The 26,410-nt window shown below is 59.4% G+C and carries 25 protein-coding genes; 8 read left to right on the top strand and 17 right to left on the bottom strand.

Features of this window, described 5'->3' with window-relative positions:
• Positions 1–30: 30 nt before the first annotated feature.
• The 5 genes from ACR0J5_RS02415 to scpA all read right to left on the bottom strand — a co-directional run bounded on the left by ACR0J5_RS02415 (position 31) and on the right by scpA (position 5,060).
• Positions 31–1,008, bottom strand: coding sequence for an endonuclease/exonuclease/phosphatase family protein (locus ACR0J5_RS02415; RefSeq protein ID WP_480650257.1), 978 nt, complete (start codon positions 1,006–1,008; stop codon positions 31–33).
• Positions 1,009–1,012: 4 nt separating this feature from the next.
• Positions 1,013–1,693, bottom strand: coding sequence for a TerB family tellurite resistance protein (locus tag ACR0J5_RS02410; protein ID WP_480650256.1), 681 nt, complete (start codon positions 1,691–1,693; stop codon positions 1,013–1,015).
• 45 nt (positions 1,694–1,738) lie between these two features.
• Positions 1,739–2,227, bottom strand: a complete 489-nt coding sequence (locus ACR0J5_RS02405; protein WP_480650255.1) for an N-acetyltransferase family protein — start codon at positions 2,225–2,227, stop codon at positions 1,739–1,741.
• A complete protein-coding gene (locus ACR0J5_RS02400; protein ID WP_480650254.1) occupies positions 2,224–2,826 on the bottom strand; it encodes a VOC family protein in 603 nt (200 codons plus the stop codon). The genes ACR0J5_RS02405 and ACR0J5_RS02400 overlap by 4 nt, the downstream gene beginning before the upstream one ends.
• A gap of 107 nt (positions 2,827–2,933) precedes the next feature.
• The gene (scpA, locus tag ACR0J5_RS02395) at positions 2,934–5,060 is read right to left on the bottom strand and encodes a methylmalonyl-CoA mutase (RefSeq protein WP_480650253.1); all 2,127 of its coding nucleotides are present in this window, start codon (positions 5,058–5,060) and stop codon (positions 2,934–2,936) included.
• A gap of 168 nt (positions 5,061–5,228) precedes the next feature.
• Between scpA and ACR0J5_RS02390 the strand changes: the two genes are divergently transcribed.
• Positions 5,229–5,675 carry a DUF4174 domain-containing protein gene (locus ACR0J5_RS02390; protein ID WP_480650252.1) on the top strand — a complete coding sequence of 149 codons (447 nt, stop codon included), beginning with the start codon at positions 5,229–5,231 and terminating at the stop codon, positions 5,673–5,675.
• 76 nt (positions 5,676–5,751) lie between these two features.
• Here the strand turns inward: ACR0J5_RS02390 and ACR0J5_RS02385 are convergent, their stop codons facing one another.
• Positions 5,752–7,800, bottom strand: coding sequence for an acetyl-CoA carboxylase biotin carboxylase subunit (locus tag ACR0J5_RS02385; RefSeq protein WP_480650251.1), 2,049 nt, complete (start codon positions 7,798–7,800; stop codon positions 5,752–5,754).
• Positions 7,801–7,914: 114 nt separating this feature from the next.
• The gene (locus ACR0J5_RS02380; protein ID WP_480650250.1) at positions 7,915–8,118 is read right to left on the bottom strand and encodes a hypothetical protein; all 204 of its coding nucleotides are present in this window, start codon (positions 8,116–8,118) and stop codon (positions 7,915–7,917) included.
• Between the two features lie 650 nt (positions 8,119–8,768).
• On the opposite strand from ACR0J5_RS02380, the gene ACR0J5_RS02375 reads away from it, so the two are divergent.
• Entirely contained in the window at positions 8,769–9,920 is a 1,152-nt protein-coding gene (locus ACR0J5_RS02375) for a DcaP family trimeric outer membrane transporter (protein ID WP_480650249.1), read from the top strand.
• Positions 9,921–10,007: 87 nt separating this feature from the next.
• Here the strand turns inward: ACR0J5_RS02375 and ACR0J5_RS02370 are convergent, their stop codons facing one another.
• The 3 genes from ACR0J5_RS02370 to ACR0J5_RS02360 form a co-directional block, all read right to left on the bottom strand.
• Positions 10,008–10,361 carry a hypothetical protein gene (locus tag ACR0J5_RS02370; protein WP_480650248.1) on the bottom strand — a complete coding sequence of 118 codons (354 nt, stop codon included), beginning with the start codon at positions 10,359–10,361 and terminating at the stop codon, positions 10,008–10,010.
• A 133-nt stretch (positions 10,362–10,494) separates the two neighbouring features.
• Positions 10,495–10,872, bottom strand: a complete 378-nt coding sequence (locus ACR0J5_RS02365; protein WP_480650247.1) for a DUF6497 family protein — start codon at positions 10,870–10,872, stop codon at positions 10,495–10,497.
• A 221-nt stretch (positions 10,873–11,093) separates the two neighbouring features.
• Positions 11,094–12,626, bottom strand: coding sequence for an acyl-CoA carboxylase subunit beta (locus tag ACR0J5_RS02360; RefSeq protein WP_480650246.1), 1,533 nt, complete (start codon positions 12,624–12,626; stop codon positions 11,094–11,096).
• 183 nt (positions 12,627–12,809) lie between these two features.
• On the opposite strand from ACR0J5_RS02360, the gene ACR0J5_RS02355 reads away from it, so the two are divergent.
• Together ACR0J5_RS02355 and ACR0J5_RS02350 are read left to right on the top strand one after the other, a co-directional pair.
• Positions 12,810–14,015, top strand: coding sequence for a multidrug effflux MFS transporter (locus ACR0J5_RS02355; RefSeq protein WP_480650245.1), 1,206 nt, complete (start codon positions 12,810–12,812; stop codon positions 14,013–14,015).
• A gap of 65 nt (positions 14,016–14,080) precedes the next feature.
• A complete protein-coding gene (locus tag ACR0J5_RS02350) occupies positions 14,081–15,481 on the top strand; it encodes a helix-turn-helix domain-containing protein (protein ID WP_480650244.1) in 1,401 nt (466 codons plus the stop codon).
• A 67-nt stretch (positions 15,482–15,548) separates the two neighbouring features.
• Here ACR0J5_RS02350 and ACR0J5_RS02345 read toward each other — a convergent pair whose 3' ends face one another.
• The 5 genes from ACR0J5_RS02345 to lysE all read right to left on the bottom strand — a co-directional run bounded on the left by ACR0J5_RS02345 (position 15,549) and on the right by lysE (position 19,728).
• Positions 15,549–15,788, bottom strand: coding sequence for an HP1242/YdcH family protein (locus ACR0J5_RS02345; RefSeq protein WP_480650243.1), 240 nt, complete (start codon positions 15,786–15,788; stop codon positions 15,549–15,551).
• Between the two features lie 222 nt (positions 15,789–16,010).
• Entirely contained in the window at positions 16,011–17,519 is a 1,509-nt protein-coding gene (gene betC, locus ACR0J5_RS02340) for a choline-sulfatase (RefSeq protein WP_480650242.1), read from the bottom strand.
• Positions 17,516–18,088, bottom strand: a complete 573-nt coding sequence (betI, locus tag ACR0J5_RS02335) for a choline-binding transcriptional repressor BetI (protein ID WP_480650241.1) — start codon at positions 18,086–18,088, stop codon at positions 17,516–17,518. The genes betC and betI overlap by 4 nt, the downstream gene beginning before the upstream one ends.
• A gap of 91 nt (positions 18,089–18,179) precedes the next feature.
• Entirely contained in the window at positions 18,180–19,088 is a 909-nt protein-coding gene (locus tag ACR0J5_RS02330) for a DMT family transporter (protein ID WP_480650240.1), read from the bottom strand.
• Positions 19,089–19,128: 40 nt separating this feature from the next.
• Positions 19,129–19,728, bottom strand: coding sequence for an L-lysine exporter (lysE, locus tag ACR0J5_RS02325; RefSeq protein WP_480650239.1), 600 nt, complete (start codon positions 19,726–19,728; stop codon positions 19,129–19,131).
• 86 nt (positions 19,729–19,814) lie between these two features.
• On the opposite strand from lysE, the gene ACR0J5_RS02320 reads away from it, so the two are divergent.
• Positions 19,815–20,693: a LysR family transcriptional regulator ArgP gene (locus ACR0J5_RS02320; protein WP_480650238.1), complete on the top strand. Its 879-nt coding sequence runs from the start codon at positions 19,815–19,817 to the stop codon at positions 20,691–20,693.
• Here the strand turns inward: ACR0J5_RS02320 and ACR0J5_RS02315 are convergent.
• Both ACR0J5_RS02315 and ACR0J5_RS02310 read right to left on the bottom strand, forming a co-directional pair.
• The gene (locus tag ACR0J5_RS02315) at positions 20,688–21,962 is read right to left on the bottom strand and encodes an MFS transporter (protein WP_480650237.1); all 1,275 of its coding nucleotides are present in this window, start codon (positions 21,960–21,962) and stop codon (positions 20,688–20,690) included. The genes ACR0J5_RS02320 and ACR0J5_RS02315 overlap by 6 nt on opposite strands.
• A gap of 133 nt (positions 21,963–22,095) precedes the next feature.
• On the bottom strand, positions 22,096–22,836 hold the full coding sequence (locus ACR0J5_RS02310) for a YebC/PmpR family DNA-binding transcriptional regulator (RefSeq protein ID WP_480650236.1): 741 nt from the start codon (positions 22,834–22,836) through the stop codon (positions 22,096–22,098).
• Between the two features lie 110 nt (positions 22,837–22,946).
• Between ACR0J5_RS02310 and ACR0J5_RS02305 the strand changes: the two genes are divergently transcribed.
• The 3 genes from ACR0J5_RS02305 to ACR0J5_RS02295 all read left to right on the top strand — a co-directional run bounded on the left by ACR0J5_RS02305 (position 22,947) and on the right by ACR0J5_RS02295 (position 26,400).
• On the top strand, positions 22,947–24,719 hold the full coding sequence (locus ACR0J5_RS02305) for an SLC13 family permease (RefSeq protein ID WP_480650235.1): 1,773 nt from the start codon (positions 22,947–22,949) through the stop codon (positions 24,717–24,719).
• A 16-nt stretch (positions 24,720–24,735) separates the two neighbouring features.
• Complete coding sequence (locus tag ACR0J5_RS02300) at positions 24,736–25,470, top strand: glutamine amidotransferase (protein WP_480650234.1); 735 nt, start codon at positions 24,736–24,738, stop codon at positions 25,468–25,470.
• A gap of 78 nt (positions 25,471–25,548) precedes the next feature.
• The gene (locus ACR0J5_RS02295) at positions 25,549–26,400 is read left to right on the top strand and encodes a bile acid:sodium symporter family protein (RefSeq protein ID WP_480651423.1); all 852 of its coding nucleotides are present in this window, start codon (positions 25,549–25,551) and stop codon (positions 26,398–26,400) included.
• Positions 26,401–26,410: the final 10 nt, after the last annotated feature.

Genomic DNA, 26,410 nt, shown 5'->3' with positions numbered 1-26,410 from the left:
ATATAAGCCCTGACACCCGCAGATGAAAGGTCAGAGCCGGATATCCAACGTGACCGGAAAGTGATCCGAGGCCGTCAGCAAGGCGTTTTGCAGATCCGGTAAGGCCCGGATTTCGGGATCATTCAAAGGGTGCCAAATGCGCCAGACCGGGTCCAGTGCCCGCAGATTTTCGCTGATCATGACATAGTCCAGCAGCGCCTCAAGGTATTGCCCCTTCCCTCGGGCAAACCGCGCCGTTGAAGCGGCTGGATCGCCCCCTGCAGCATAGGGATCGTACAAGCCAGCTTGTAGCAATATCTCAACCGAGGATCGCCCGAACAGGTGCTCAAACTCATCCAGTCCCGGCCCATCATTCAGATCGCCCATCAGGATCACTGGCTGGTGATCCGCAACATGCGCACCGATCCGGCGCGACAGCCACACGGCCTGCGCCAGTTGTTTGCGGCGATTGGCGATTGAGATGCGGATCGCCTCATCCCGCGACCCGGCCCCATGCGGAGCCTTGGATTTCAGATGCGCCCCGATCAGCCGGACCTGCGCCCCGCCCGTGGTCTGCAGCGACAGCTCCATCGGGGGTTTAGAGAACCGCACATGGTCCTCGGTCACGTCGATGTCGAGGTCGATGTGAAACACGCCATCAAAGCGCGGGGCCTCCTTGTCGCCGGCGACCGGATCATGGCGCGCTGTCACCATCTTCGGATCATAAAGCAGCGCCAGTTCCTGATCCGTGTCATTGGGAAAACCCATCACCGCATGGGATGTGCGCAGATCAAACGCCTCGGCAAAGCCCTGCAAAGCGCGGACGGTGTTTTGTCTGCTCCCTGTATTGGGGGCCTCGACGATCAGAATGGCATCCGCATCCAGCGCTGTCAGCACTTTGGCAATCGCTTCGACCTGCTGCGCCTTGGTGACGTTGTAGCGGCCCGACCAGCTGTCATCGACCAGCAGCTTGTCATTGCGGTCAAACAGATTGGCGAACCATTCTATATTGTAGGTCGCGAGCCGCACAGGCTCAGGCCCGCGCGCCGTTGATCTCATCCCAGGCGCGGTTGATGTCGATCATCTTCTTCTCGGCCAGGCGGATCGCTTCTTCGGGCACGCCTCGGGCCATCATCGCATCGGGATGGGTTTCGCGCACCAATTGCCGCCAGACCTTGCGAATATCAGGCAGCGCCATGTCGCGCGGCACGCCGAGCACCGTATAGGGGTCCTTGGGCGCATCCGGCACAAACCGCGCACGCAGGGCCAGGAACTGGGCATCGGTCTGGCCGAAAATCCGGCTGACTTCTTCCAGAAATTCGTTTTCGTTGGGGTGATAGAACCCATCGGCCATGGCGATATGGAACAGCCCCTCCATCAGGTCGCACAGCGTGGTGCTGTCATCCGCGAACATCTGCGCGATCTTGCGGGCGTAATCCTGATAGCCCGCGACATCGGTCCGTGCCATGTCAAAGACGCGGGCGGCTCCGGCCTCATCATCGCGGGCGATCTGGAACACGTCGCGAAAGGCGGTGACCTCGTCGCGGGTCACCTGCCCATCGGCCTTTGCCATCTTTGCGCCCAACGCGATCACGGCGATCGTAAATGCGACCGATCGTTCGGGCGGCGTGCGCAGTTTCTCAAAAACAGCGGTGAGGCTTTCGCCTTGGGCAAGCGCGCTAAGCGCGTCAGAGATACGGGTCCAGATCGACATGAGCGCACCCTAGCGTCCCAATTCGCAACTGTCAGGTGCGACAGATCACTCTTGCGCAAGAATTTTCTGCATCAGCACCAGATCCAGTCGTTTGCCCCATTTGAAACCTACCTCGGGCATAAGTCCGACGTGTTTGAACCCCAGCGCGGCGTGAAACGCGATGGCCGCAGGATTGGCCGAGGAAATACCGGCCACCAAAACATGAACCCCCTCTTGCAGGGCAATGTCCTCAAGCGCGGCCATCAGGGCTCGACCTGCGCCCTGCTCACGTGCGGCGGGCGTCAATTGGACCGTATGCTCGCAGCATTGCGCGTATCCCGGTCCATTCCGGAAAGGACCAAAGGTCGCAAAACCCAAAACCTGACCGTCTTTTTCGGCCACCAGAAATGCAGGGCTGCGTGTTTCAATTTCCCGGGCAATCGCTGCTGCGTCGCGCTCTTGCGTGGTAAAGGTCACCAGCGTATCACGTATGATTGCATTGGTGATTGCGGCTACTGCCTCGGCATCCGAGGTCCGGGCCTGCCTGATCATCATTCCAGCACGCGTGGCCCATGCGGCGTGTCGAATTCAGCGCGCAGCGCGGCGGGACCGGTGTCGAAGGCCACATACTCCAGCGCTCCCAACAGCTGCGCCAGATCCAGCGCGTCCGGGTGGTAGACCACCAGCCGCCGCAGGTTGCAGCCGCTGTCCTGCAGCATTCGGGCCGGGTGCAAATCCCCATGCCATTGGATCAGCGCCGGAAACAGATTGTCAAAAGGCAGCCTTCCATTGGGCGGCACGGCCATTTGCCATCGCAGAGCCCCCCGCGCCAGATCAATGGGCTGACCGACACCATCGGGAAACAGCGCCAGCGCGGCGTCGATATCCGGCACCCGGCAAATCCAGTTTGTCAGGCGCGGCTTGCCTGCGAACCGGTCCAGATCAAACCATCTGGTGCGTTCCAGCCGAGGCGCTCCGGGGTCAATCGCGATGGCCTCAAGGTACAGACCGTTTTTCAATCCCAAAAGGCGGTTATGGGTCCCGAAAGCATCATGCTTGCCGCCTTCTTGCAGGTGCACACCCAAGGCGTCTTCGATATGCGCGGCGGCCTCTTCCAGCGTTTCGCCCGCCACGGCCAGATGATCCAACAGCATGTGCGACCTCTCAAACGATTGCGACCAGACCCGCAGGGGATCTGGTCGCATGTTTTCGTCAAAGTCGCGCGATCACAAGATTTTTCGTCGAAAAATCTTGGCCAGCGTCACGCTTTGGCTTCCTGGATCAAACGCAGGATGTCCTGTGCAGCCTCGGGGATGTTGGTTCCGGGCCCAAAGATCGCTTTGACCCCGTGGTCATAGAGGAACTGGTAATCCTGCTGCGGGATCACCCCACCGCAGATGACGATGATGTCTTCGGCACCTGCTTTCTTGAGTTCTTCCACCAATTGCGGAGCAAGCGTTTTGTGCCCGGCGGCCTGCGAGGAAATACCGACGACATGGACGTCATTGTCCACCGCATCCTGCGCTGCCTCGGCCGGGGTCTGGAACAAGGGCCCGACATCCACGTCAAAGCCGATATCGGCAAAGGCTGTGGCAATCACCTTGGCGCCCCGGTCGTGCCCGTCCTGCCCCATCTTGACCACCAAAAGACGCGGGCGGCGACCTTCAGCCTCGGCGAAATCTTCGATGGATTTCTGGATCGCGGCGAAGCCTTCATCGCCTTCATACGCTGCGCCATAGACACCGGCCAGCGTCTTTACTTCGGCGCGATGGCGGCCGAACTCTTTCTCCATAGCCATGCTGATCTCTCCTACGGATGCACAGGCGCGGGCGGCCTCGACGGCGGCGGCCAGCAGGTTTCCACCCTCTTGGGCGGTCTTGGTCAGCGCGTCCAGCGCCTGTTGGCATGCGGCATCGTCGCGAGTCGAACGGATACGTTCGAGCCGGGCGACCTGTGCCTCACGCACAGCAACGTTGTCGACGTCCAGAATGTCGATCGGGTCTTCCTGTTCCTTGCGGTATTTGTTGACGCCGACGATTACCTCATCGCCCCGATCGATCATGGCCTGACGGCGCGCGGCGCTTTCTTCGATCCGCAGCTTGGGCATGCCCGAGGCGACGGCCTTGGTCATGCCGCCCATTTCCTCGACCTCTTCCATCAGGGCCCAGGCTTTTTCGACCAGCTCATTGGTCAGGCTTTCGACATAGTAGGACCCCGCCAGCGGATCGACCACATCGGTCACGCCGGTTTCTTCCTGCAGCACCAACTGCGTGTTCCGCGCGATCCGGGCCGAGAAATCGGTGGGCAGGGCAATCGCCTCATCCAACGCGTTGGTGTGCAGCGACTGCGTACCGCCCAGAACCGCGCTCATCGCCTCATAGGCGGTGCGGATCACGTTGTTATAGGGGTCTTGTTCCTGCAACGACACACCGGAGGTCTGGCAGTGCGTACGCAGCATCTTGGAGCGTTCGGATTTCGCGCCGAAATCAGTCATCACGCGGTGCCACAGGGTGCGCGCGGCGCGCAGTTTGGCAATCTCCATGAAGAAGTTCATGCCAATGGCAAAGAAAAACGACAGACGCCCTGCGAATTTGTCCACGTCCATCCCGGCCTCGGTCGCGGCGCGTACATATTCACGGCCATCGGCCAGCGTATAGGCCAGTTCCTGCACGAGGTTCGCACCGGCCTCTTGCATGTGATAGCCCGAGATCGAGATCGAGTTGAATTTGGGCATCTCATTCGAGGTGTATTCGATGATGTCCGAGATGATCTTCATCGACGGTTCGGGCGGGTAGATATAGGTGTTGCGCACCATGAACTCTTTCAGAATGTCATTCTGAATGGTGCCGGACAGGACGGATTTGTCATGGCCCTGCTCTTCGCCCGCCACGATGAAATTCGCCAGAATGGGGATCACCGCACCGTTCATCGTCATCGACACTGACACCTTGTCCAGCGGAATGCCGTCGAACAGGATTTTCATATCCTCGACACTGTCGATGGCCACACCGGCCTTACCCACATCGCCCACCACGCGCGGGTGGTCGCTGTCATAGCCCCGGTGCGTGGCCAGATCGAAGGCGACGGACACGCCCTGCTGACCGGCGGCCAGATTGCGGCGGTAAAACGCATTCGATTCCTCGGCGGTCGAAAACCCAGCGTATTGGCGGATCGTCCAGGGACGGCCCGCATACATCGTGGCTTTGACCCCGCGCGTGAAGGGCCCGAACCCCGGCAAATTACCCATATGCGGCAGGTCGGCGGTGTCCTCGGCTGTATAGAGCGGCTTGACGTCGATGCCTTCCAGCGTCTCTTTGGTCAGATCGTCCAACGGCCGTCCGCGCAGCTCTTTTTCCGCCAGCGCCTGCCAGTCCTTTGTGTTGGTCATGTCGATTTCCTCTCGTCAATTCGGATCACGGCGGGCTGACGCCGCCGCGTTGTTGTGCGGCACCCTGCCCGGCCAACCGGGTCAAAGCGCGAAATTTTGAGCAGCTCGGGCAAATCGCCGGTCGCATTCGTCAAAGCAGCGGCTATATTCAATAGAACAGGAGGCCCTATGACACGCACGCTTGCCCTTGTTTTCTCGGCACTATTCCCGATGGCAGTTCTTGCCGCCGATGGCTCTGCGCCTGTGGAAGATGAGTTCGTTCGACCTGCGGGTGACAGCGAACTCAGTGAATTTCTATGGGTGAACCGGCCCATCATCGTCTTTGCCGATACGCCCGCAGACCCGCGCTTCCAGCAGCAGATCGACATGTTGGTTGAAGGCGAGGCCGCGATGCGCGACCGCGATGTCGTAGTGATCACCGACACGGACCCGGATGCCCGGTCCCCGATCCGGTCGCAGCTTCGGCCGCGCGGGTTCCAGATGGTCTTTGTCGACAAGGACGGCGTCGTCAAGCTGCGCAAACCCAGCCCGTGGAGCGTGCGCGAGATTGGCCGATCCATCGACAAAACCCCCCTGCGCGAACGTGAAATCCGCGAACGGCGCGAGGGCGGCTGAGCACCTTTACCACGCCCCAAGCCCCCGGTGCCGAACGCCGGGATGCTGCAGGGATATGACAAAAGCGCGGTCATGATCACTCGAACTCGATGATCACGTCGTCCACGGCAAGGCTGTCGCCTGCGCCTGCGTTGATCTTGGCGACCACGCCCTTTTTCTCGGCGCGCAGGATGTTTTCCATCTTCATCGCCTCAATCGTGCACAGCGCCTGCCCTTCCTGAACCTCTTGCCCCACTTCAACATCGACCTTCACGACAAGGCCGGGCATCGGGCAGAGCAGCATTTTCGAAGTATCGGGTGCCAGTTTTTCCGGCATCAGCTGCGCCAGTTCGGCCTGACGCCGGGTGCGCACATGCACATTCAAATCCGCGCCCCGGTTGCGGATACGGAACCCGCCCGAGATTTTGCCGACCTTCATGACCAACGGCGCACCATCCACCATCATGGTGGCCAGTTGATCACCCGGGGTCCAGTCGCCAGTCACGCGCATTTCCCGGCCATCCTCGAACAAGATCGTGGCCCCGTCCTGATCGGCAATAACCTTGAGCGGCCACGGAACCTCACCCCCGAAAGTGACAACCCAATCAGAGCCGACCTTGCGTTCATGGTTGTCCATCCGGCCCGAGACACGGGTGCGGCGGATTTCGGCGACACGGTGCATCGCCGCGCAAGAGGCTGCGATACGACGCAGGTCTTCTTCTGGCAGGGTGACGCCTTCAAACCCGTCGGGGTATTCCTCGGCAATAAAGGCGGTGGTCATGTCGCCGCTGATGAATTTCGGGTGATCCATCACGGCAGACAGGAACGGCAGGTTGTGGCCGATACCCTCAACCTCGAAACTGTCCAGCGCCACCCGCATCGCTTCGATCGCCTGATCCCGGGTTGGGGCCCATGTGCACAGCTTGGCGATCATCGGGTCATAATACATGCTGATCTCACCGCCCTCATAGACGCCGGTATCGTTGCGCACCGCCACTGACCCTTCGGGCGCGTCGCCTTGCCATTTGCCATTGACCAGCATCGGGCCACACGCCGTTTCCTGCGGCGGGCGATAGCGGGTCAGACGACCGATTGACGGCAGGAACCCACGATACGGGTCCTCGGCATACAGACGGTTTTCGATGGCCCAGCCGGTCAGGGTCACATCGTCCTGCGTGATCGACAGTTTCTCACCTGCGGCCACGCGGATCATCTGCTCGACCAGATCAACGCCGGTGATCAATTCGGTCACCGGGTGTTCCACCTGCAGGCGCGTGTTCATCTCAAGGAAATAGAAGTTCTTTTCGCCGTCCACGATGAACTCAACCGTACCGGCGCTGGCATAGTTCACAGCCTTGGCCAAAGCGACCGCCTGTTCGCCCATTGCCTTGCGGGTTTCGGGGTCCAGGAACGGCGACGGGGCCTCTTCCACAACCTTCTGGTTCCGGCGCTGGATCGAGCATTCACGCTCGCCCAGATAGATACCGTTGCCGTGGCTGTCACACAGAACCTGAATTTCGATATGACGCGGCTGGGTCACGAATTTCTCGATGAAAATCCGGTCATCCCCGAACGAGTTCGCCGCCTCGTTCTTGGAGGATTGGAACCCCTCGCGCGCCTCGTCATCGTTCCACGCGATGCGCATGCCCTTGCCACCGCCCCCGGCGCTGGCCTTGATCATCACCGGATAGCCAATGTCGTTGGAAATCTTGACCGCCTCGTCGGCGTCTTCGATCAGACCCATGTAACCGGGCACCGTCGATACGCCTGCCTCCTGTGCGATTTTCTTCGAAGTGATCTTGTCACCCATGCTTTCAATCGCACCGACCGGGGGCCCGACAAAAGCAACGCCTTCGGCATCAAGCGCCTCGGCGAATTTGGAGTTTTCCGACAGGAAACCGTAACCGGGATGCACCGCCTGCGCGCCGCTTTGGCGGATAGCGTCCATGACCTTGTCGATCACGATGTAAGACTGGTTCGCGGGCGGTGGTCCGATATGGACGGCCTCGTCCGCCATCGACACATGCAGCGCGTTCTTGTCTGCGTCCGAGTAGATGGCAACTGTGCCGATACCCATCTTGCGCGCGGTCTTGATAACCCGGCAGGCGATTTCACCCCGGTTGGCGATCAGGATCTTGTTGAACATGGAACGTCCTTTGTCTTGGTGTTCTGGAAACGCAAAACGCCGCTGCGGGGCGTGAACCCCACAACGGCGTTTTGCGCGATGACGGTCGAGGCGGAGTGCGCCCCGAAAGATGCGTTAGTAGCAGTTCTTCTGCGTTTTACAGAAAAGCACGTTGCCGGCGGCACCGACGGCCGCGCCGACAAACGGGTCTGCCCCGAGAACCGCGGCACCCAATGCGCCGCCGCCGCCGCCCAACAGGGCCTGCTCGCCGGTCGAATCGCCGCAGGCGGCCAGTCCTGCACAGGCTGCCAAGGCAAGGATGAGTTTTTGGAATCGCATATGCTCTGCCTCTTTTGGCTTGGTGTTGTATCGAGGGGCACATGCCGCAACCGCAGGCTGTTATTCAATAACACGCGTTGTTTTTCTGCGTTTTGCGCAGCTTTACGCCACCCAACAGCCAATGTGGGTGCAAAGAAAAACGCGGGCAAGGTTTTGTGAACATCACAAACCTGCCCGCGTAAGGAAGGGGTACGGAATAGTAGGTGCTTATGCGGCGCAGGCAAAGTAGAGCCACACAGCCCGCCCACCATGCACAGCACAAATGCGTGTGCAAACACAGGATTGTTTCCCATCCGGATTCCGGCTGGAATTCGCCCATACCGAGAATTTGCGCGCAATTTCGTGCCGATAGCGTGCAAAGTCTCATCTTGGGGCTTACTCACGCCCATCGTCACATTGTCGTTACAAAAAACTCCGCCTGACCGTTTTTCTGCACTCGCATCATCACGCCGCGTTGAGCGGGCGAGAGAAAAAAATTCGTTCCCTGACACAAGGTTAACCGATCTGTTCACCCTTGTGTGAAGTTGGCGTTTACTTGGAACAATTTTCCTTGAGGATTCACGGCTGAATTGTCCCATTCTCGTGATTTCCCCAGCTGACAAATGCGTGAAACTTTGCGCGTGCAATCTTGCACACAAGGGAACACCCACATGATCACAAAGAGAAAAAAGGCACTCCTGCTCGCTGCCTCGGCTCTTAGCGTCTCTGGCACGCTGGCTTTTGCTCAAGATGCAGAGACTCAGGCAGAACTGGAAAAGCTGCGCCTTCGGATCGAAGCACTGGAATCGCAGGGACCAAACGCTACCCCCGGTGAGTTCAGGATCGGCAACACCACACTGGACGTGTATGGCTATGTCAAAGCCGACTTCTTCTACGACTTTGACTTTGACCAGGGCGACACCGCCTTCGTGAACGTCATCGGTGAGCCGGCCAACGCGACAAGCGGTACCTTTGGTGCCACTGTTCGCCAGTCGCGCATCGGCTTGCTGACCAGCACGCCCAGCGCCATTGGTGACATCGGTGGGCAACTGGAACTGGACCTGTTCGCAGGTGGTGGTGCCGCAGAACTGCGCCTGCGCCACGCGAACATCCGCATTGGCGATCAGTGGTTGATCGGTCAGTTCTGGACGAACTTCCAGCCGCTGGACACTTACCCGACCTCGGTTGAATTCAACGGCCCCGTTGGTATCGCCTTTGCCCGTGTTCCGCAGGTTCGCTATACGAACACCATTGGCGAAAACACAACCGTTGCCGTTTCGATCGAAGAAAACGTCAGCGGCTCGAACTCTGATGATCCGGTCTTTACCGCGTCGGCCGAATACAATGATGGCAGATTCATCGCACGCGGCGCCCTGCTTTACGGTAAAGCAGAAGGCGGCGGTGTCGAAGTCGACCAAACTGGTCTGACCGTGTCGGGATCTGCCCGACTTTGGGAAGGTGGCCTGTTTCAGGTAAACTACGTGACCGGCGAAGCGCTTGGCCCGTACCTGATTGGTCTGGGTGATGCGGTTGTTGGCGGCGAAGCCAACGACGTTGACGGTTTCACCGTCGAATTGCGTCAACAGATCAGTGAGAAATGGAACGTCGGCATCGCCTACGGCTATGAAGACTACGATCTGCCGACTTCGACCGGCACGCTTGCTTTCACCGAGCTTGAGACGATCCACGTCAACGCCTTCTATCAGGCTACCGAGAACCTGACGCTGAGCGCCGAATACATCTATGGCGAACGCAATGACGCGACCACCGGTCAGGACTTTGACGGCGACCGTATCCAGGTCGCAGCGCAGCTGAACTTCTGATCGAACAATACCGCCCTGCCCGACACCGGGCAGGGTTTTCTCCGGGCCTCCTGCCGGATGGATATGCGCGACCGCAGTCGGCACGGCTCAGCGCACCCCGTCGAAGATGTCAGGAAATGACATCCGCGCCGTATCAACATCAATCACAAGCAAAGCGTCATAGCTGGCCGGGTCAAATGGATCTTCGGCGGCGATCACTTCGCGTTCAAACAGCCAGCTCAGACGGCCTGCATCCAGATTGCCACGCTCAAAGGGCTGGTCGCCAAAATTTTCCCACAGCGCCTGCATGAATGCGGCATCCGCGCGTCGGTCTGCCGGTTTGCGATCCCGAAATCGGTCACGCCGTGTGATGGGGGTCACGCCTTTGGGATTGGCCCGGCGGATAGTGAACTGAAAATCCGTGCCCGGCAAACGACCGGGGAAACCGCGATGCTTCAGCATGTCGGCACCTCGCTATTCGAGGGTTTCAGGAAAACAGAGTTGCCCCCAAAAACAGATGGGATCATTTCGCGCACCTCCAAAGCCGCATTGGTATTCAGATACGCTCTGAGGGGGTGAAAACGGGGTTTCATGGTCAGAGCCCCTCCCAGATACAGTGGGATTGCTCCAACCGATAGGCTTCAAAAAACTGCGTTGCATCCGGCGCGGTGCGCCCGAACTCGGTGGGCCTGTCTGACAGCGAAATTACAACCCGTGCAGGCTCAAGCTCGTGCCGCGATACATAGGCGATGGCGAGGGTCTGGCACAAATGCTCCATATCCACCGAGGCCACATCATACCCGATCCGACCAACATCTGATCCGATTTTGGGCGCGATAAAGCGGAACCTGACCCACAGCTCTCCGGGGTTGTTGTCCAGCAGAACGTCGCTCAGATGCACTGGCTGGCCGGACGGGACCGACAACAGATTTTCCGCTTGCGCCAGCGCTGTGGATGACCATGCAAGAAACACCGAAATAGAGGCGCGACCCCAGACTTGCCAAAGACAAGCTCCTCTCTCCGGGGTCGCGCGCGCCTGGCTTTTGGCCCGCGCTTTTCGATATCTCGTAAGGCATTCCATGTATCAGCTTTGACCTCAAAGTCAAACACGCCATCCGGCGATGTTCTACGATCCTGCCGCCAGACAGATGTCTGACTGGCAGCAAGACAGCTGCGGGGTTCAAGTAATCCGGCTTACAGCGGGATGTTGTCGTGCTTTTTCCACGGGTTCTTCAACTGCTTGTTGCGCAGGCTGGCAAAGGCGCGCGACACGCGACGGCGCGTGGATTGCGGCATGATCACTTCGTCGATAAAGCCACGCTCGGCTGCGACAAAGGGATTGGCGAACCGATCTTCGTAATCCTGCGTGTGCTGCGCGATCTTGTCCGCATCGCCCAGATCGGCGCGATGGATGATCTCGGTCGCGCCTTTGGCGCCCATCACGGCGATCTCGGCGGTGGGCCAGGCATAGTTGAAGTCACCACGCAGATGCTTGGAGGCCATCACGTCATATGCACCACCATAGGCTTTGCGGGTGATAACAGTCACTTTTGGAACGGTCGCTTCACCATAGGCAAACAGCAGCTTCGCACCGTGTTTGATCACGCCGCCATATTCCTGGCTTGTCCCCGGCAGGAACCCCGGCACGTCGACCAGAGTCAGGATCGGGATCTCAAAGCAGTCACAGAAGCGCACGAACCGCGCCGCCTTGCGTGAGCTGTCGATATCCAGACACCCGGCCAGAACCATCGGTTGGTTCGCCACCACACCAACGGTCTGCCCCTCAAGGCGGATAAAGCCAGTGATGATGTTCTTGGCGTAGTCTTCCTGAATCTCGTAGAAATCGCCCTCATCCGCCACTTTGGTGATCAGCTCTTTCATGTCATAGGGCGAGTTCGGGTTATCCGGGATCAGCGTATCCAGCGAGGTTTCAAGACGGCCGGGTTCGTCAAAGAACGGACGGACCGGAGGTTTCTCGCGGTTGTTCAGCGGCAGGAAATCGACCAGACGGCGCACTTCGGCCAGCGCCTCAACGTCGTTTTCAAACGCCCCATCCGCGACCGAGGATTTCTTGGTGTGGGTCGAGGCACCGCCCAGTTCTTCGGCTGTGACGACCTCGTTGGTCACCGTTTTAACGACGTCAGGGCCGGTCACAAACATGTATGAGGTGTCTTTGACCATAAAGATAAAGTCGGTCATCGCCGGGCTATAGACCGCGCCACCGGCGCAGGGGCCCATGATCACGCTGATCTGCGGAACCACGCCCGAGGCCATGATGTTGCGCTGGAACACTTCGGCGTAACCCGCCAGTGAGGCCACGCCTTCTTGAATACGCGCGCCACCCGAGTCGTTGATCCCAATAACCGGCGCGCCGTTCTGGATCGCCATATCCATGATCTTGCAGATTTTCTGAGCGTGGGTTTCCGACAGCGACCCGCCAAATACGGTAAAGTCCTGGCTGAACACATAGACCATTCGGCCGTTGATCGTGCCCCAGCCGGTCACAACCCCATCGCCCGCAGGTTTTTGGTTTTCCATGCCGAAATCGGTGCAGCGATGACTGACGAACATGTCGAATTCTTCAAAGCTGTCTTCGTCCAACAACAGCTCGATCCGCTCGCGCGCGGTCAGCTTTCCACGGCCGTGCTGCGCATCAATGCGCTTTTGTCCACCGCCCATCCGGGCATTGTTGCGACGGTCTTCCAGCTCGGTCAGAATATCTTTCATGGCGCTCATTCCCTGTGAGATTTCGCGCGACACTATACGCAGAAGGCTCAGGTCCAAAGCATCTTTCGGCAAATTTGCAAATATTTGGCAATCAACATCTGGAAAAATGTAAATTTGCTAAGTATCAAAATGAATGGACGTCATGGATGGCCTTCCCCGAAACGGTGCTTATAAATGCGAACCATGCAGTTCAGTTCACCCCGAGCCCATCGCTCACCCCCAACAATATCGACGCTTGTTTTGCTCTCGGGGCTGTCCGCTCTGAGCTTGAACCTGTTTCTGCCCAGTCTGCCTAACATGGCCTTGCATTTTCAGACCGATTACAAGGTGATGCAATTGTCCATCGCGTTGTATCTTTTGGTCAATGCCGTCCTCCAGATTCTGATTGGTCCGATTGCGGACAAGGCCGGGCGCAGGCCCGTTCTGTTATGGGGGCTGGCGCTGTTCCTGATCGCCACGCTGGGCTGCATTTACGCCCCCAATATCGAAGTGTTTCTGCTGTTTCGTATGAGTCAGGCCATTGTCGTTGTCGGCATGGTTCTCAGCCGAGCGGCGGTGCGCGACCTCTATTCTCAGGATCAGGCGGCCTCGATGATCGGCTATGTGACGATGGGCATGGCGATTGTCCCGATGATCGGCCCGGCCATTGGCGGCTTGCTCGAAGAAAGCTTTGGCTGGAAGGCCAATTTCTGGCTGCCGTTTTTCCTGGGCGCGCTGACCCTGGCGCTGACATTCCTGGACTTCGGCGAGACCTCGACCAAAAGTGGAAAAACGCTGGTTCAACAGTTTCGCGAATATCCCGAATTGCTGCGATCTCCGCGCTTTTGGGGGTATTCTCTGTCTTCGGCTCTCTCGTCCGGGGCGTTTTTTGCCTATCTGGGCGGAGCCCCCTTTATTGGCAGCGAGCTTTTCGGCCTGAGCGCCGCACAGCTTGGCATCTATTTCGGCGCGCCTGCTTTGGGGTATTTCTTCGGCAACTTCCTCAGCGGCCGTTACTCGGTTCGTTTTGGCGTGAACCGCATGGTGCTGTGGGGGTGCTGGATGAACGCGGTGGGCATCACCCTCTCCGCCTCACTGTTCCTGGCCGGCCTGGGTACAGCGTTCAGCTTTTTCGCCTTCATGACCTTTGTGGGGGTCGGAAACGGCATGACGATACCCAATGCAACCTCGGGCGCCTTGTCCGTTCGCCCGCATTTGGCCGCCACCGCGTCAGGCCTCAGCGGCGCAATCATGTTGGGCGGCGGCGCGGGACTCAGCGCGTTTGCAGGAGCGCTGCTGACCCATGAGACAGGCGCAATGCCCCTGCTTTGGCTGATGCTGGCCACTTCTGTTCTGGCCATCTGCGCGATTGCGTCAGTCATCCGACGGGAAAGGCAACTGGGCCTGTAACGCAGCTTGCTTCAGTTGGTTTGCAAAGTTATCGTGCCAAAACAGAAAAGTTGCAAAGGCACGCCATGGCCACCCAGAAACTCTATGCCGGTGCAAAACTGCGCGAGATGCGCACGCGCCTGGCCCTAACGCAAAAAGAATTCGCAACCAAACTGGGGGTTTCGCTTCCCTACCTGAACCAGATGGAGAACAACAATCGGCCGGTCTCGACCACGGTTGTTCTGGCGCTGGCGCAGGAATTCGGCATGGACGTGACCGAGCTGAGCACCGGCGACAGCGAGCGTATGGTATCGGACATGCGCGAGGCGCTGGCAGATCCCGTCTTTGACGATGCAGTCCCGCCTTTGGCTGATCTGCGCCTGACCGCCTCTAACGCCCCCGCACTGGCGCGCGCCTTTATCGCCCTGCACAGAACCTATCGGCAAACCCATGAACGGCTTGCGTCGCTGGACGAGGCGCTGGGGCGCGAAGACGCCCAAATTCAAGCCAGCCCGTGGGAAGAGGTGCGCGACTTCTTCCATTATTGCGACAATTACATCGACGCGGTTGACCGCGCCGCCGAGCGCTTTTCCACGCGGGCCGAAGAGTCCGGCGGCATCCGTGCCGCAGCAATCAACAGCCTGGGCGAACGCGGCATCCGGGTTCAGTTCACAGAAATTGAAGAGACCCGGAAATACGACGCCGACAGCAAGACTCTGCAGTTATCCTCTCGTATTGCGCCCCAAACACAGGTCTTTCAGCTTCTTTTGCAAGTCGCACTGATCAGTCAGGATAAACTGTTGGACGCGACGCTGGATTTCGCCAAATTTCAAAGCGACGAGGCCCGCGCCATCGCCAAGATCGGCCTTGCCAATTACTTCGCCGGGGCGTCGCTTATGCCGTATGGCGTTTTCCTGAGCGCGGCCCAGGAACATCGGCACGATCTGGAACTGCTCAGCAACAGGTTCGGAGCCTCCATCGAACAGGTTGCCCACCGTTTGTCCACACTGCAGCGCCCGGGTGCCAAAGGCATCCCGTTCTTTTTTGTCCGCGTTGATCAGGCCGGGACAATCACCAAACGCCACTCAGCCACACGGTTGCAATTTGCCCGCTTTGGCGGTGCCTGCCCCCTATGGAATGTACACCGCGCCTTTGAAACTCCAGGCCATTTCCTGCGGCAACTCGCGGAGACACCGGACGGGGTTCGCTATATCTCACTGGCGCGGGATGTTTCAAAATCGGGCGGCTCGTTCGGGGCACCTGTGCGCCGCTACGCTATCGCACTTGGTTGCGAAATACGCCATGCCGAAGCGCTGGTCTATGCTGACAATCTGGATATCAACAACGCCAGCGCCTATGAACCGATCGGTATCTCTTGCCGGATTTGCGAGCGGCAACACTGCCACCAGCGCTCGGTCCCACCGCTGGAACGTCGCCTGTCCATCGACGCCCATACCCGCGGAACCCTACCGTACGAAGTCACCTGATCTTTTTCTGTTCAAAAACGGCGGGGAGTTGACGAAGACGACGGGGGCAAAGCCCCCGCCCGCTTGCTTAAGCCTTCGACAGGATCGACCAGATTTCATCCTTAAGCGCCGCGCGCTTCTTGCGCAGTTCGCCCTCGGCAAGGTCTTCCATCGGCTCGACATTGGTTTCGGCGCGATGAACAACGCGGTTGATCTCATGATACTCATCCGCCAGCCGCGCGAAATGCGCGTCTGATTGCTTGAGCTGGCTCATCAATTCAACCTTGTCCGGAAACTCTTCGGCCAGTTCATGCGGGGTGTGGGACATTCCTGTTCGCTCCTAAAATATGTCGTTACGAGTCAGGTCTATAGATGTTTGTCACACCCCGCTTTGACCCGGATCAAATCACCGCTGCACCTAGGCGCAATCCAGAGGTGCACACAGGCGGCCAGTGGCCCGTGGCAGCACCACCGATGCCCACCAGGGCCAAGATTTTTCGTCGAAAAATCTCTGCGCCTCTGGCGGGAGTTTTTTGAGAAGATAAAGGGATCACTCTCCGCGGGGAAAGCGCTGACTTTCCTCGACAATATTCAGATCCATGTGATTGCGCATGTACCGCTCAGACGCTTTTTGCAAAGGCTGGTAATCCCATGGGTAATACCCGCCCTGCCGCAGCGCCTCATAGACCACCCACCTACGGGCTTGGCTGGCGCGGACATCCGCATCGAAACGGTCGAGGTCCCAGCGGGCCTCGGACTTGGCACGCAGGCTTTGCAGAGTGCCTGAATGTTCAGGTTTGCCTGCAAGATTGTCCAACTCATACGGGTCGGCCTCAAGATCGAACAGCTGATCCGGATCCAACGCACAGCGGTTGTACTTCCACTTACCATAGCGCAGCGACACCAGTGGTGCATAAGACGCCTCGGCCGCGTACTCCATCGCAACCGGTGCTGTCCGTGGCTCCCCTTTGGCTAGTGGCACCAGGTCTTCGCCATCGGTCCATGGTGCGATTTCAGCCATGTCCACCCCGGCCAGCGCGCCAAGGGTCGGCGTCACATCAATGGTCGAGACAGGCGTATCAATGCGGCCGGCTGGCAAATCAGGGGCTGAAATCATCAAGGGCACCCGAGATGAGCCCTCGAAGAAGGTCATCTTGAACCAAAGGCCCCGTTCCCCCAGCATATCGCCGTGATCCGAAACAAAGAGGATCGTCGCCTCTTGCCGTGTGGTTTCCAGCACCTCAAGGATTTCGCCGATCTTGTCGTCCAAATATGAAATATTGGCGAAATAGGCGCGGCGAGATTTGCGGATATCTTCTTCGCTTATGTCAAAACTGCGCCAGTCATTGGCGTCGAAAATCCGTTTGGAATGAGGGTCCTGATTGTCATAGCCAAGGTCCGACACCTCGGGCATCAGATGCTCGCAGTCTTCATAGAGGTCCCAGTATTTGCGCCGTGCCACATAAGGGTCGTGCGGATGGGTAAAGCTGACAGTCACACACCACGGACGCCCATCCTTGCCACGCGCCAGATCATACAGCTTTGTCTTAGCGTTGTAGGCGACCTCGTCATCATACTCCATCTGGTTGGAAATCTCGGCTATGCCGGCGCCGGTCACGGAGCCCATGTTGTGATACCACCAGTCGATCCGTTCGCCCGGTTTGCGATAGTCGGGCGTCCAGCCGAAATCAGCGGGGTAGATGTCGGTGGTCAGGCGATCCTCGAACCCGTGCAACTGATCTGGGCCGACAAAGTGCATCTTGCCCGACAGGCAGGTATAGTATCCGGCCCGGCGCAGGTGATGCGCATAGGTGGGAATATCGCTGCGGAACTCGGCCGCGTTGTCGTAGACGCCGGTGCGCGAAGGCAGCTGCCCGGACATGAAGCTGGCCCGCCCCGGCGCGCAAAGCGGCGAGGCTGTGTAGGCATTCGCAAACCGCGTGGACCGCGCGGCCAGTTTCTTCAGGTTCGGCGCATGCAGCCAGTCCGCGGGACCGTCGGGAAAGAGGGTTCCGTTCAGCTGATCCACCATCAGGATCAGAATGTTTGGTTTGGTCATTTTTCAGCCTCGATCAGAGTGTTGAGGACGCGCATCGCGTGGTTCACAGCCAGTTGCGGTTCTTCCGGGGCGCTGAGCGCAGCGTGGATATACAGCCCGTCGATCAGAGCGATCATGTTCTCGGCGGCCTCGACCGGGTCGCTCATCACCGGGCGTAGGGCGTCCACAAGGTTGGAACGGATACGCGCCTGATAAATCTGCCACAGGCGCAAGGCGTCATCGTTTGTCTGCGCCAAAACATAAAATGTCATCCACGCTGCGATGACATCGGGCGTAAAGCAAGAAGGCGCAAAGCAGGCGCGGATGATGGCTTGTGCCCTTTTCTCCGGGGCAGCGGTCGCCAGCTCTGACCGCGCCTCATCGCGAAAATCGGACAGGATGTGCCGCATAGCGGCCAGAAATATCTGATCTTTGCCGCCAAAATAGTGATGCGCAAGGGCGCTGGACATTCCAGCCCTTTTGGCAATCTGGCTGACAGTTACGTCGAGGGATTTCTTGGCCCCAAGCTCGGCAATCGTGGCGCGCACAATCGCGTCACGACGGATTGGCTCCATTCCGATTTTCGGCATAGCTGATCCCTCCCAACGATGAATGAAAGGACGCTACGGAGTATTTATTGACGCGTCAATTAATAACGATTTCCGGCGGGTGAAAGCGGTTTCAAAGCTTGGGTCCAATGCTTGGGGTCGTCAGGCTACTACGGTTCAATACAGCTTCGCGCCAGGCGATAAAGCTGACAGCGGCCAGGATCAGCGTGCCGCCCGCGACAACCCAGATATCGACCCGTTCATGGAAGACAAGCGCCCCCAGCAACGTAGCCCAGATCAGCTGCAGAAACGTCACCGGTTGCGTCACGGCCACAGGGGCGGCTTTGAGGGCGATTGTCATGAAGTAATGCCCCGCCGTGGCAAAGCTGGCGACCAGAAACAGCAGGCCCAGATCCCGCAGGCCGGGTGGCGTCCATACCGCGACAGCAAAAGGGATCAGAGCAATTGTCACCCAGATGGACATATGCGCCACAACAACCGACGGCGGCAGGTCGCGTACCAGCGCCTTGGCAATCAGATAGGACGCGCCCAGCGCCAGTGACGTGGCCAGCATGCTCAGATGGCCTGCCGAGACCTCGCGGAACCCCGGGCGCAGAATGATGATCACGCCAATCACGGCAACAAGAATCGCGGCAATTCGGCGAAAGGCCAGTTTCTCACCCAGAAACAGCGCGGCACCCAGTGTGACATAGACCGGCGTCATGTAGTTCATCGCCGTGACCTCGGCCAAGGGAATCTGCGTCATCGAGAAGAACCACAGCATCACCGCCAGTGCGTGGACCACGCCGCGTACTCCGAAAAGGGTCAGGTGGCGGCGGTTCAGAGGCGTTGTCAGGATCAGCCTCAAGGCGGGCAATAAAAAGACAAGGCCAAAGACAAACCTGAGGAACGCCGCCTGAATCGGGTCCATGGTCGGCCCCAGCGATTTGACCAGCGCCGTCATCGCCACAAATGACACCCCGGCGGCAAACATCCAGAACATGCCCACCAAGGGGCGATATGTCGGCGCAAGAGTTGTCATGTTAACGGTAGAACACCGAAAACCCCTGCGGGGCAACCCTTCACATCGCCACAAGTTTGAGAGCGATCCCCAGCATGACCACGCCGATCACCATATCCAGAACCTGCCACGCCCGGGGCCGGGCAAAGACCGGAGACAGGATCGCCGCCCCATATCCCAGCGAGAAAAAGAACACGAAACTGGCCAGCATCGCCCCCACAGCAAAAGCCAGCCGGTCCTCATACTGGGCCGAGATGGAGCCGATCAGCACAACCGTATCCAGATAGACATGCGGGTTGAGCCAGGTAAACGCGAGCACCGTCAGCAATACCGACTTCAGACTGGTCCGCTGCCCTTGGGCCACATCCATCGCCGCCCCGCCGCGCCAGGCTGATTGCAGACTGCGCAGCCCATACCATGTCAGGAAAATCGCACCGCCATACCGCATGAGTGTTTCGAACCAAGGCACGGCCTGCGCCAATGCCCCGAAACCTGCAACCCCGGCAGCGATCAGAATGGCGTCCGAGATCGCACAGGTCAGGCACAGGGGCAGGACATGCTCGCGCCGCAGCCCTTGCCGCAGAACAAATGCGTTCTGCGCACCGATGGCAAGGATAAGGCTGAAGCCAAGAACAAAGCCTGCAATCAGAGATGTGGACATGGGCCCTCCTACAGTTCGAGGTATTGACTACGGCTATTTCGCACCTCTATCAAATTAAAGAAACTGACACTGATTAAGCTCTGCTAATGTTACTCGATCCCAATCACCTGTCGGCTTTGGCCGCGATCCTGCGCCATGGCAGCTTTGAGGCCGCAGCGGCCGAGCTGTCGGTGACACCGTCGGCCATTTCACAACGCATCAAAGCGCTTGAGGATCGTGTGGGGGCGGCCCTGATCCATCGCGGCGCCCCCTGCACAGGCACTCCGGCGGGGCTGCGGCTTGCCCAGCACGCCGAAGACATCAGCCTGCTTGAGGCGAAGCTGGCGCGAGAGTTGACGCTGGATCAAACCGCCGGCCCCGCTCGGGTACGCGTCGCCGTTCCTGCAGACGTGCTGGCCACGTGGTTCATCGACGCCATCGCGCAGGTCGATGGTCTGCTGTTCGATCTGGTGGTCGACGATCAGGACCATTCCGCCGAATGGCTTCGGCGCGGAGAGGTCAGCGCCGCCATCACCGTTGGCACCCAATTGGTGGCAGGTTGCGACGCAGTGGATTTAGGCGCGCTGCGTTACATCGCCACCGCAAGCCCGGGCTTTATGCAACGGTGGTTCCCGGCTGGTGTGAGCGCGCGCACTCTGACCCATGCGCCCTGCCTGACCTTCAACCGCAAAGACGGGCTGCAAAAGTCTTGGATCGCCCAGCATATCGGCCATAGGGTGTCCCCGCCCCTGCATTTCCTGCCTTCTTCGCACGGATTTGTGGATGCTGCATTGGTTGGGCTGGGTTGGGGTATGAACCCCATCGATCTGGCCGGGCAAGCGCTATCAGAGGGTCGATTGGTTCCTCTGCTTCCGAACGCGCCGCTGGATGTGCCCCTGACGTGGCAAGTTGGCCGCGTTTTGTCCCCGGCCCTGGCACCGCTGACCCGGGCAGTCAAACGGGTTGCGGCACAAGCCTTGTCATGATGCTACAGCCTTTTGCTCTGTCGGTTGCACAACCCGATAACAGGCAATGGCTGCAAATGCACTTACCAGAACAATGAACAAAACGGCCCAGGCGACCTCGTGCATATGGGCGACGGCAGCCAGCGCCGCTGCCAAAATCACACCCAGCGTGCGGCTGATGCTTTTGATCGCGGCAGCCCCTTTCACGCGCTGGTCCTTGGGGGCCACGTCGAGGAAATAAAGCTTGCGCGCGCCGCTGATACCCGTGACGGCCACTGTCACCACAAACAAAGCCACCGCGTGCAGGTGGATGTCGTGATCTATCCCCAGAAAATGCGCCGACAGCAACACGGTGCCCGTTGTTGCAACCATAAGGTTGCCCAATACCATCACCGCGCGGTGCGATTTCATATTGACCAACTGCCACAGGGGCGCTGACACCAGATAACCGGACGCGGATGAGATGATCATGGCTGTCAGCCCCTTGGCCGAGGCATGATGTGCCTCAGCCGCGATCAGGGCAAAGAAAGGAACCGACAGGGATACCACGACCAAAGGCACGCGCATGACCATGTACCGGCGAAACCAGGGCTGGTCGAACATGGCGATGATGTCGGTGAAATTGTCCCTGAGCTTGCGTTTCGCAGCGGAGTCCCCGTGCGGCGTCTCGGGTGCGGCCTTGGCGATCTCGGACATCGCCATGATCGACAGGCCCGACAAAAGGAAAAAGGCAACTGAAACCGCTATAATGGCCGAGTGTCTTGAAAAGGGCGGGTTCTCTTTGGTGATCTCGTGCACCAATAAGGCAATTCCGATGGCCCCCAGCCCACCGACGCCCAACTGCAGGTAGTGCATGATCATCCGCGACCGGGATCGCACATGATCACCCAGCAGATCGGTGTACATCAAGGATTGCGTCTCTTCGATCAGGCCGATGAAGAAGAACGCAAGAACAAAGGCAATCGCCGTCGCCGACACAACCCCGGTTGCAGCAACAAGAACCGCCAGAACAAGGCAGGCTCCGATTGCGATTTCGGTCAAAGCAATCCCACGCTTTTTGCGCTTACGTGCTGCAATCGGTTGCGCCAGAAACACGTCCGAAATCATGCTGCCCGCCATCCGGATCGACACCAGCGCACCGGCAACAAACATCGGAAGCTCAAGCGATACGGCCAAAAACGGCAGCACCACAGATGGGCTGCCCAAAGTCCAAGCGACCTGAGACAAGATACTCTGCCCGGCCAGCACCGGCAGGTTTCTTTTGGGTGTGCGCTCGGGGCTGTCGGTCATGCGTAGATCTTTGGACAGTAAACAAGGCGGTCGGGCCAAACCTACCGGGTTCTTCCCGTGCGGCCAAGATGCGGGCCCCAAAAGAAAAACCCGACCAAAGGCCGGGCTTTCAACGTGTTCGGTGCGGCGCGGGTCAAAGCTGCGCCATGACCTCGTCCGTGGCCTCAAAATTGGTGGTGACGCGCTGTACGTCATCGTCATCTTCCAGCGCGTCCACCAGCTTCATCAGCTTTTGCATGTCGTCCAGACCCAACTCGGTCGTTGTGGTGGGCTTCCAGATCAACTTGGTGGATTCGGATTCGCCCAAGGCGGTTTCCAGCGCATTCGAAACCTCGTTCAGGTCGGTATCTGCGCACCAGATGATGTGGCCGTCTTCCGAGCTTTCGACATCTTCGGCACCGGCCTCGATCGCCGCCTCAAAGATCGCATCGGCGTCGCCTGCATCTGCCGGATACACGACCTCGCCCTTGCGGTCGAACATGAACCCGACCGAGCCGGTCTCACCCAGGTTGCCGCCATTCTTCGAGAACGTCGAGCGCACGGTGGAGGCCGTCCGGTTCCGGTTGTCGGTCATCGTTTCAACGATCACGGCGACACCGTTGGGGCCATAGCCCTCATACCGGATTTCTTCGTATTCGTCGCCCTCGCCCGCAACCGATTTCTTGATCGCGCGGTCGATCACGTCCTTGGGGACGGAATTCGACTTGGCCTCTTTCACGGCCAGACGCAGGCGCGGGTTCTTGTCGGGATCGGGGTCGCCCATCTTGGCGGCGACGGTGATCTCTTTCGACAGTTTGGAAAACAGCTTGGACCGCGCGGCGTCCTGACGTCCCTTGCGGTGCTGGATGTTGGCCCATTTTGAGTGGCCTGCCATAGTGCGACCTCGTGATAGTGATTGCGTGTTCGGCGCTCATATAGACGTTTGCGGGGCCAAGGATCAAGAGAGCGGCTTGCGACACGTCCCCTTGCGGCTATGGTGACCCCATGACGACGGATCAGATTATTCTTTTCACCCTTTTCGCAACTGTCTTCGGAATGCTTCTGTGGGGGCGGTTTCGATATGATCTGGTCGCGTTTTCGGCGCTGTTGATCGGGGTGGTGCTGGGCGTTGTGCCCGTGGATGACGCTTTTGCCGGGTTTGGCCACCCCGCCACTATCATCGTGGCCTTGGTGCTGGTCGTGTCCGCCGGGCTGGTCCGGTCGGGCGCGGTGTTTCTGATCACCCGCACGTTGGTGGATGCCTCGCGCGGTCTTGGTGCCCATATTGCGCTTATGGGCGGGATCGGGGCGGTGCTGTCGGCCTTCATGAACAACGTGGCCGCGTTGGCCCTGCTGATGCCGGTGGATATTCAAACCGCGCGCAAGGCGGGGCGGTCAGTGGGCCTGACCCTGATGCCGCTGAGCTTTGCCACCATTCTGGGCGGCATGGCGACACTGATCGGAACGCCCCCCAATATCATCATTGCCTCAATCCGGCAGGAAACACTGGGTGAGCCGTTCAAGATGTTCGACTTCGCCCCTGTCGGCGGGATTGCTGCCATCGCCGGGCTGGCTTTTGTCGCATTGGTCGGGTGGCGGCTAATACCGGATCGGGGGCCGCAAACCGAAAGCACCGAGGCGCTGGCCGAATACATCGCCGAACTGACCATTCCCCCCGAATCCGCCCATATCGGCAAACGGGTCAGTGAGCTGTATGAGGCCGCCGAAAAGTCCGACGTCGCCATTATCGGCCTGATCCGCGATGGGAAACGGCGCTATGGCCGATCCGCCCACGCCACGCTGAAACAGGGCGACGCGCTGGTGCTTGAGGCCCGCCCCGAGGCGCTGGACGAATTCCGCGCGGCGCTGACCCTCGATTTCTCGGACACGCGGCGGCAGGAGTTGCTGACCGCCGAGGGCGACGGGCTCGAGGTGATCGAGGTCGTCGCAACCGAAAACGCCCGTATCACCGGGCGCACGGCGCAGGGTTTGGGGCTGGCATGGCGGCAAAGCACGGTGCTGATGGGCATTTCGCGCCAGGGCCGCCGCATCTCTGAACAGGTCCGCAAGACCGAGGTTGAGGCGGGCGACATCCTGCTGCTGCTCTGCCCCCGTGACCGCAGCGCCGATGTGACCGAATGGCTGGGCTGTCTGCCGCTGGCGCAGCGTGGGCTGAACGTCACTGCCAATGACAAGGCGTGGCTGGCCATCGGCCTGTTCGCCGCAGCGGTTCTGGCGGCCAGCGTCGGGTTGATTTACCTGCCGATTGCGCTGGGGCTGGTGGTGGTGGCCTATGTTCTGACCAAGATCATGCCGATCACCGACCTCTACAACCACATCGAATGGCCGGTCGTGGTGCTGCTGGGCTCGATGATCCCCTTGGGCAGCGCGTTGGAGACATCCGGCGGTACCGAACTGATTGCAAATGCCCTGATCCAACTGACCGACGGCCTGCCCGCATGGGCCATTCTGACCGTCCTGATGATCGTCACGATGACCCTTTCGGACGTGTTGAACAACACCGCCACAGCCATCGTCGCCGCCCCGGTCGGCATCCAGATGGCACGCACGCTTGAGGTGTCGCCTGATCCGTTTCTGATGACGGTGGCCGTTGCAGCCTCGGCCGCGTTCCTCACGCCGATCGGGCACAAGAACAATACGCTGGTTCTGGGACCGGGAGGGTATCGGTTCGGGGATTACTGGCGCATGGGGCTGCCGCTGGAAATCCTTATCGTTGCGGTCTCAATCCCCGCCATCCTTGTTTTCTGGCCACTGTGACGGGTAAGGGCATCACATGAAACGCTTTCTGATCCTGCAACTGCGCCCCGAGGCCGAGGCGTCAGACGCCGAATATGCCTCGATCCTCGACAAAACCGGTCTGACGCCCGAGCAAACCCATCGCATCCGTCTGGATTGCGAGGAACTGCCCGAGGGGCTGGACGTCACGAACTATGCCGGCGTGATCGTTGGCGGCGGGCCGGGCTGTGTCAGTGATGACCCGGCTACGAAATCCGAAATCGACACCCGTGTCGAAGCGGCGATCATGGGTCTGATGCCGCAGATCACCGCGCATGATCACCCATTCATGGGCTGCTGCTATGGTCTGGGCATTCTGGCTGCCCATCTGGGCGGAGAGGTCAGCAAGGCGCAATTCGGGGAACCCGTTGGCCCGTCGACCTGCCACCTGACCGAGGACGGCGCGCGCGATCCGCTGACCGCCGGGCTGGGCGACAGGTTCGATGCATTTGTCGGGCACAAAGAGGCCGTTCAATCCCTGCCTGAGGGATGCGTTCACCTGCTGACCTCGGACCCCTGCCCGTTTCAGATGATCCGTTGGGGCGACAACGTCTATGCCACGCAATTCCACCCCGAGGCGGATGCGAAGGATTTTGAACAGCGTATCAATATCTACAGGAATTTCGGCTATTTCCCGCCCGAAGATGCGCAGCGGCTGATCGACATCTGCCACGCCGCCGACGTCACCAAACCCGGAGAAATCCTGCGCCGCTTTGCCGAGCGCTACAAATGACCCAACGGAGCGGTTGCCTGCGGCTTGGCCCGTGACATAGGCTGCCCCGAACGGCTTTGGGAGGAGTTGTTTTTGGATATGCTCATTAGTGTCGGCCTGCCGCTTTCGCTGGCCATCATCATGTTGTCGCTGGGCGTTGGCCTGCACGTCGCCGATTTCCGCCGGGTGCTAAGCCGGGGCTACCCCTTTGCCATTGGCGCCGTGTGTCAGGTGATCTTGCTGCCCGTTGTGGCCTTCATCACCGTCAAGCTGTTCGCTCTGCCGCCCGAGATTGCCGTGGGTTTCATGCTGCTCAGCTTTTGCCCCGGCGGTGTGACCAGCAATATCCTGTCGAAACTGGCCAAGGGCGACGTGGCCCTTTCGGTCAGCCTGACTGCGGTCATCAGCCTGCTGTCAATGCTGACCGTTCCCATATTGGCAGCATGGTCGATTGCTCATTTCATGGGAGAGGACGCGCCCGAGGTCTCGATCACCGGGCTGGCCATCGCGCTGTTTCTGATCACAACCCTGCCCGTCGCCATCGGCGTCACCTTGCGCCACTTTGCATCCGGTTTTGCCGAGCGGATCGACGCGCCGTTGTCAAAGCTGGCGACGGGGCTGTTTGTTCTGGTCGTGCTCGCCGCGCTGGCCGCCAATTGGGAGACATTCATCACCAACCTTGGGATCATGGGCGCAGGTCTGGTCACGCTGAACGTTGCGCTGCTGGCCATTGGTCTGGGCATCGCGCGCGCCGCGAAACTGTCCTGGGACGAGAGTAAGACGATCTCAATCGAAACCGGCATCCAGAACTCGACCCTCGGGATTACACTGGCCGCGCTGATCACGGGAACTGAGTCGGGGTTCAGCCCTCTGGCGCTGCCTTCGGCCGTGTACGGGATCATGATGTATGTCGTGGCCCTGCCCTATATCGCCTGGCTGCGCAGCCGCTGAAAGGACTTGC

It is taken from the genome of Ruegeria sp. BE1 (assembly GCF_056538885.1).
This window is presented reverse-complemented; position numbering and strand designations above follow the sequence as displayed.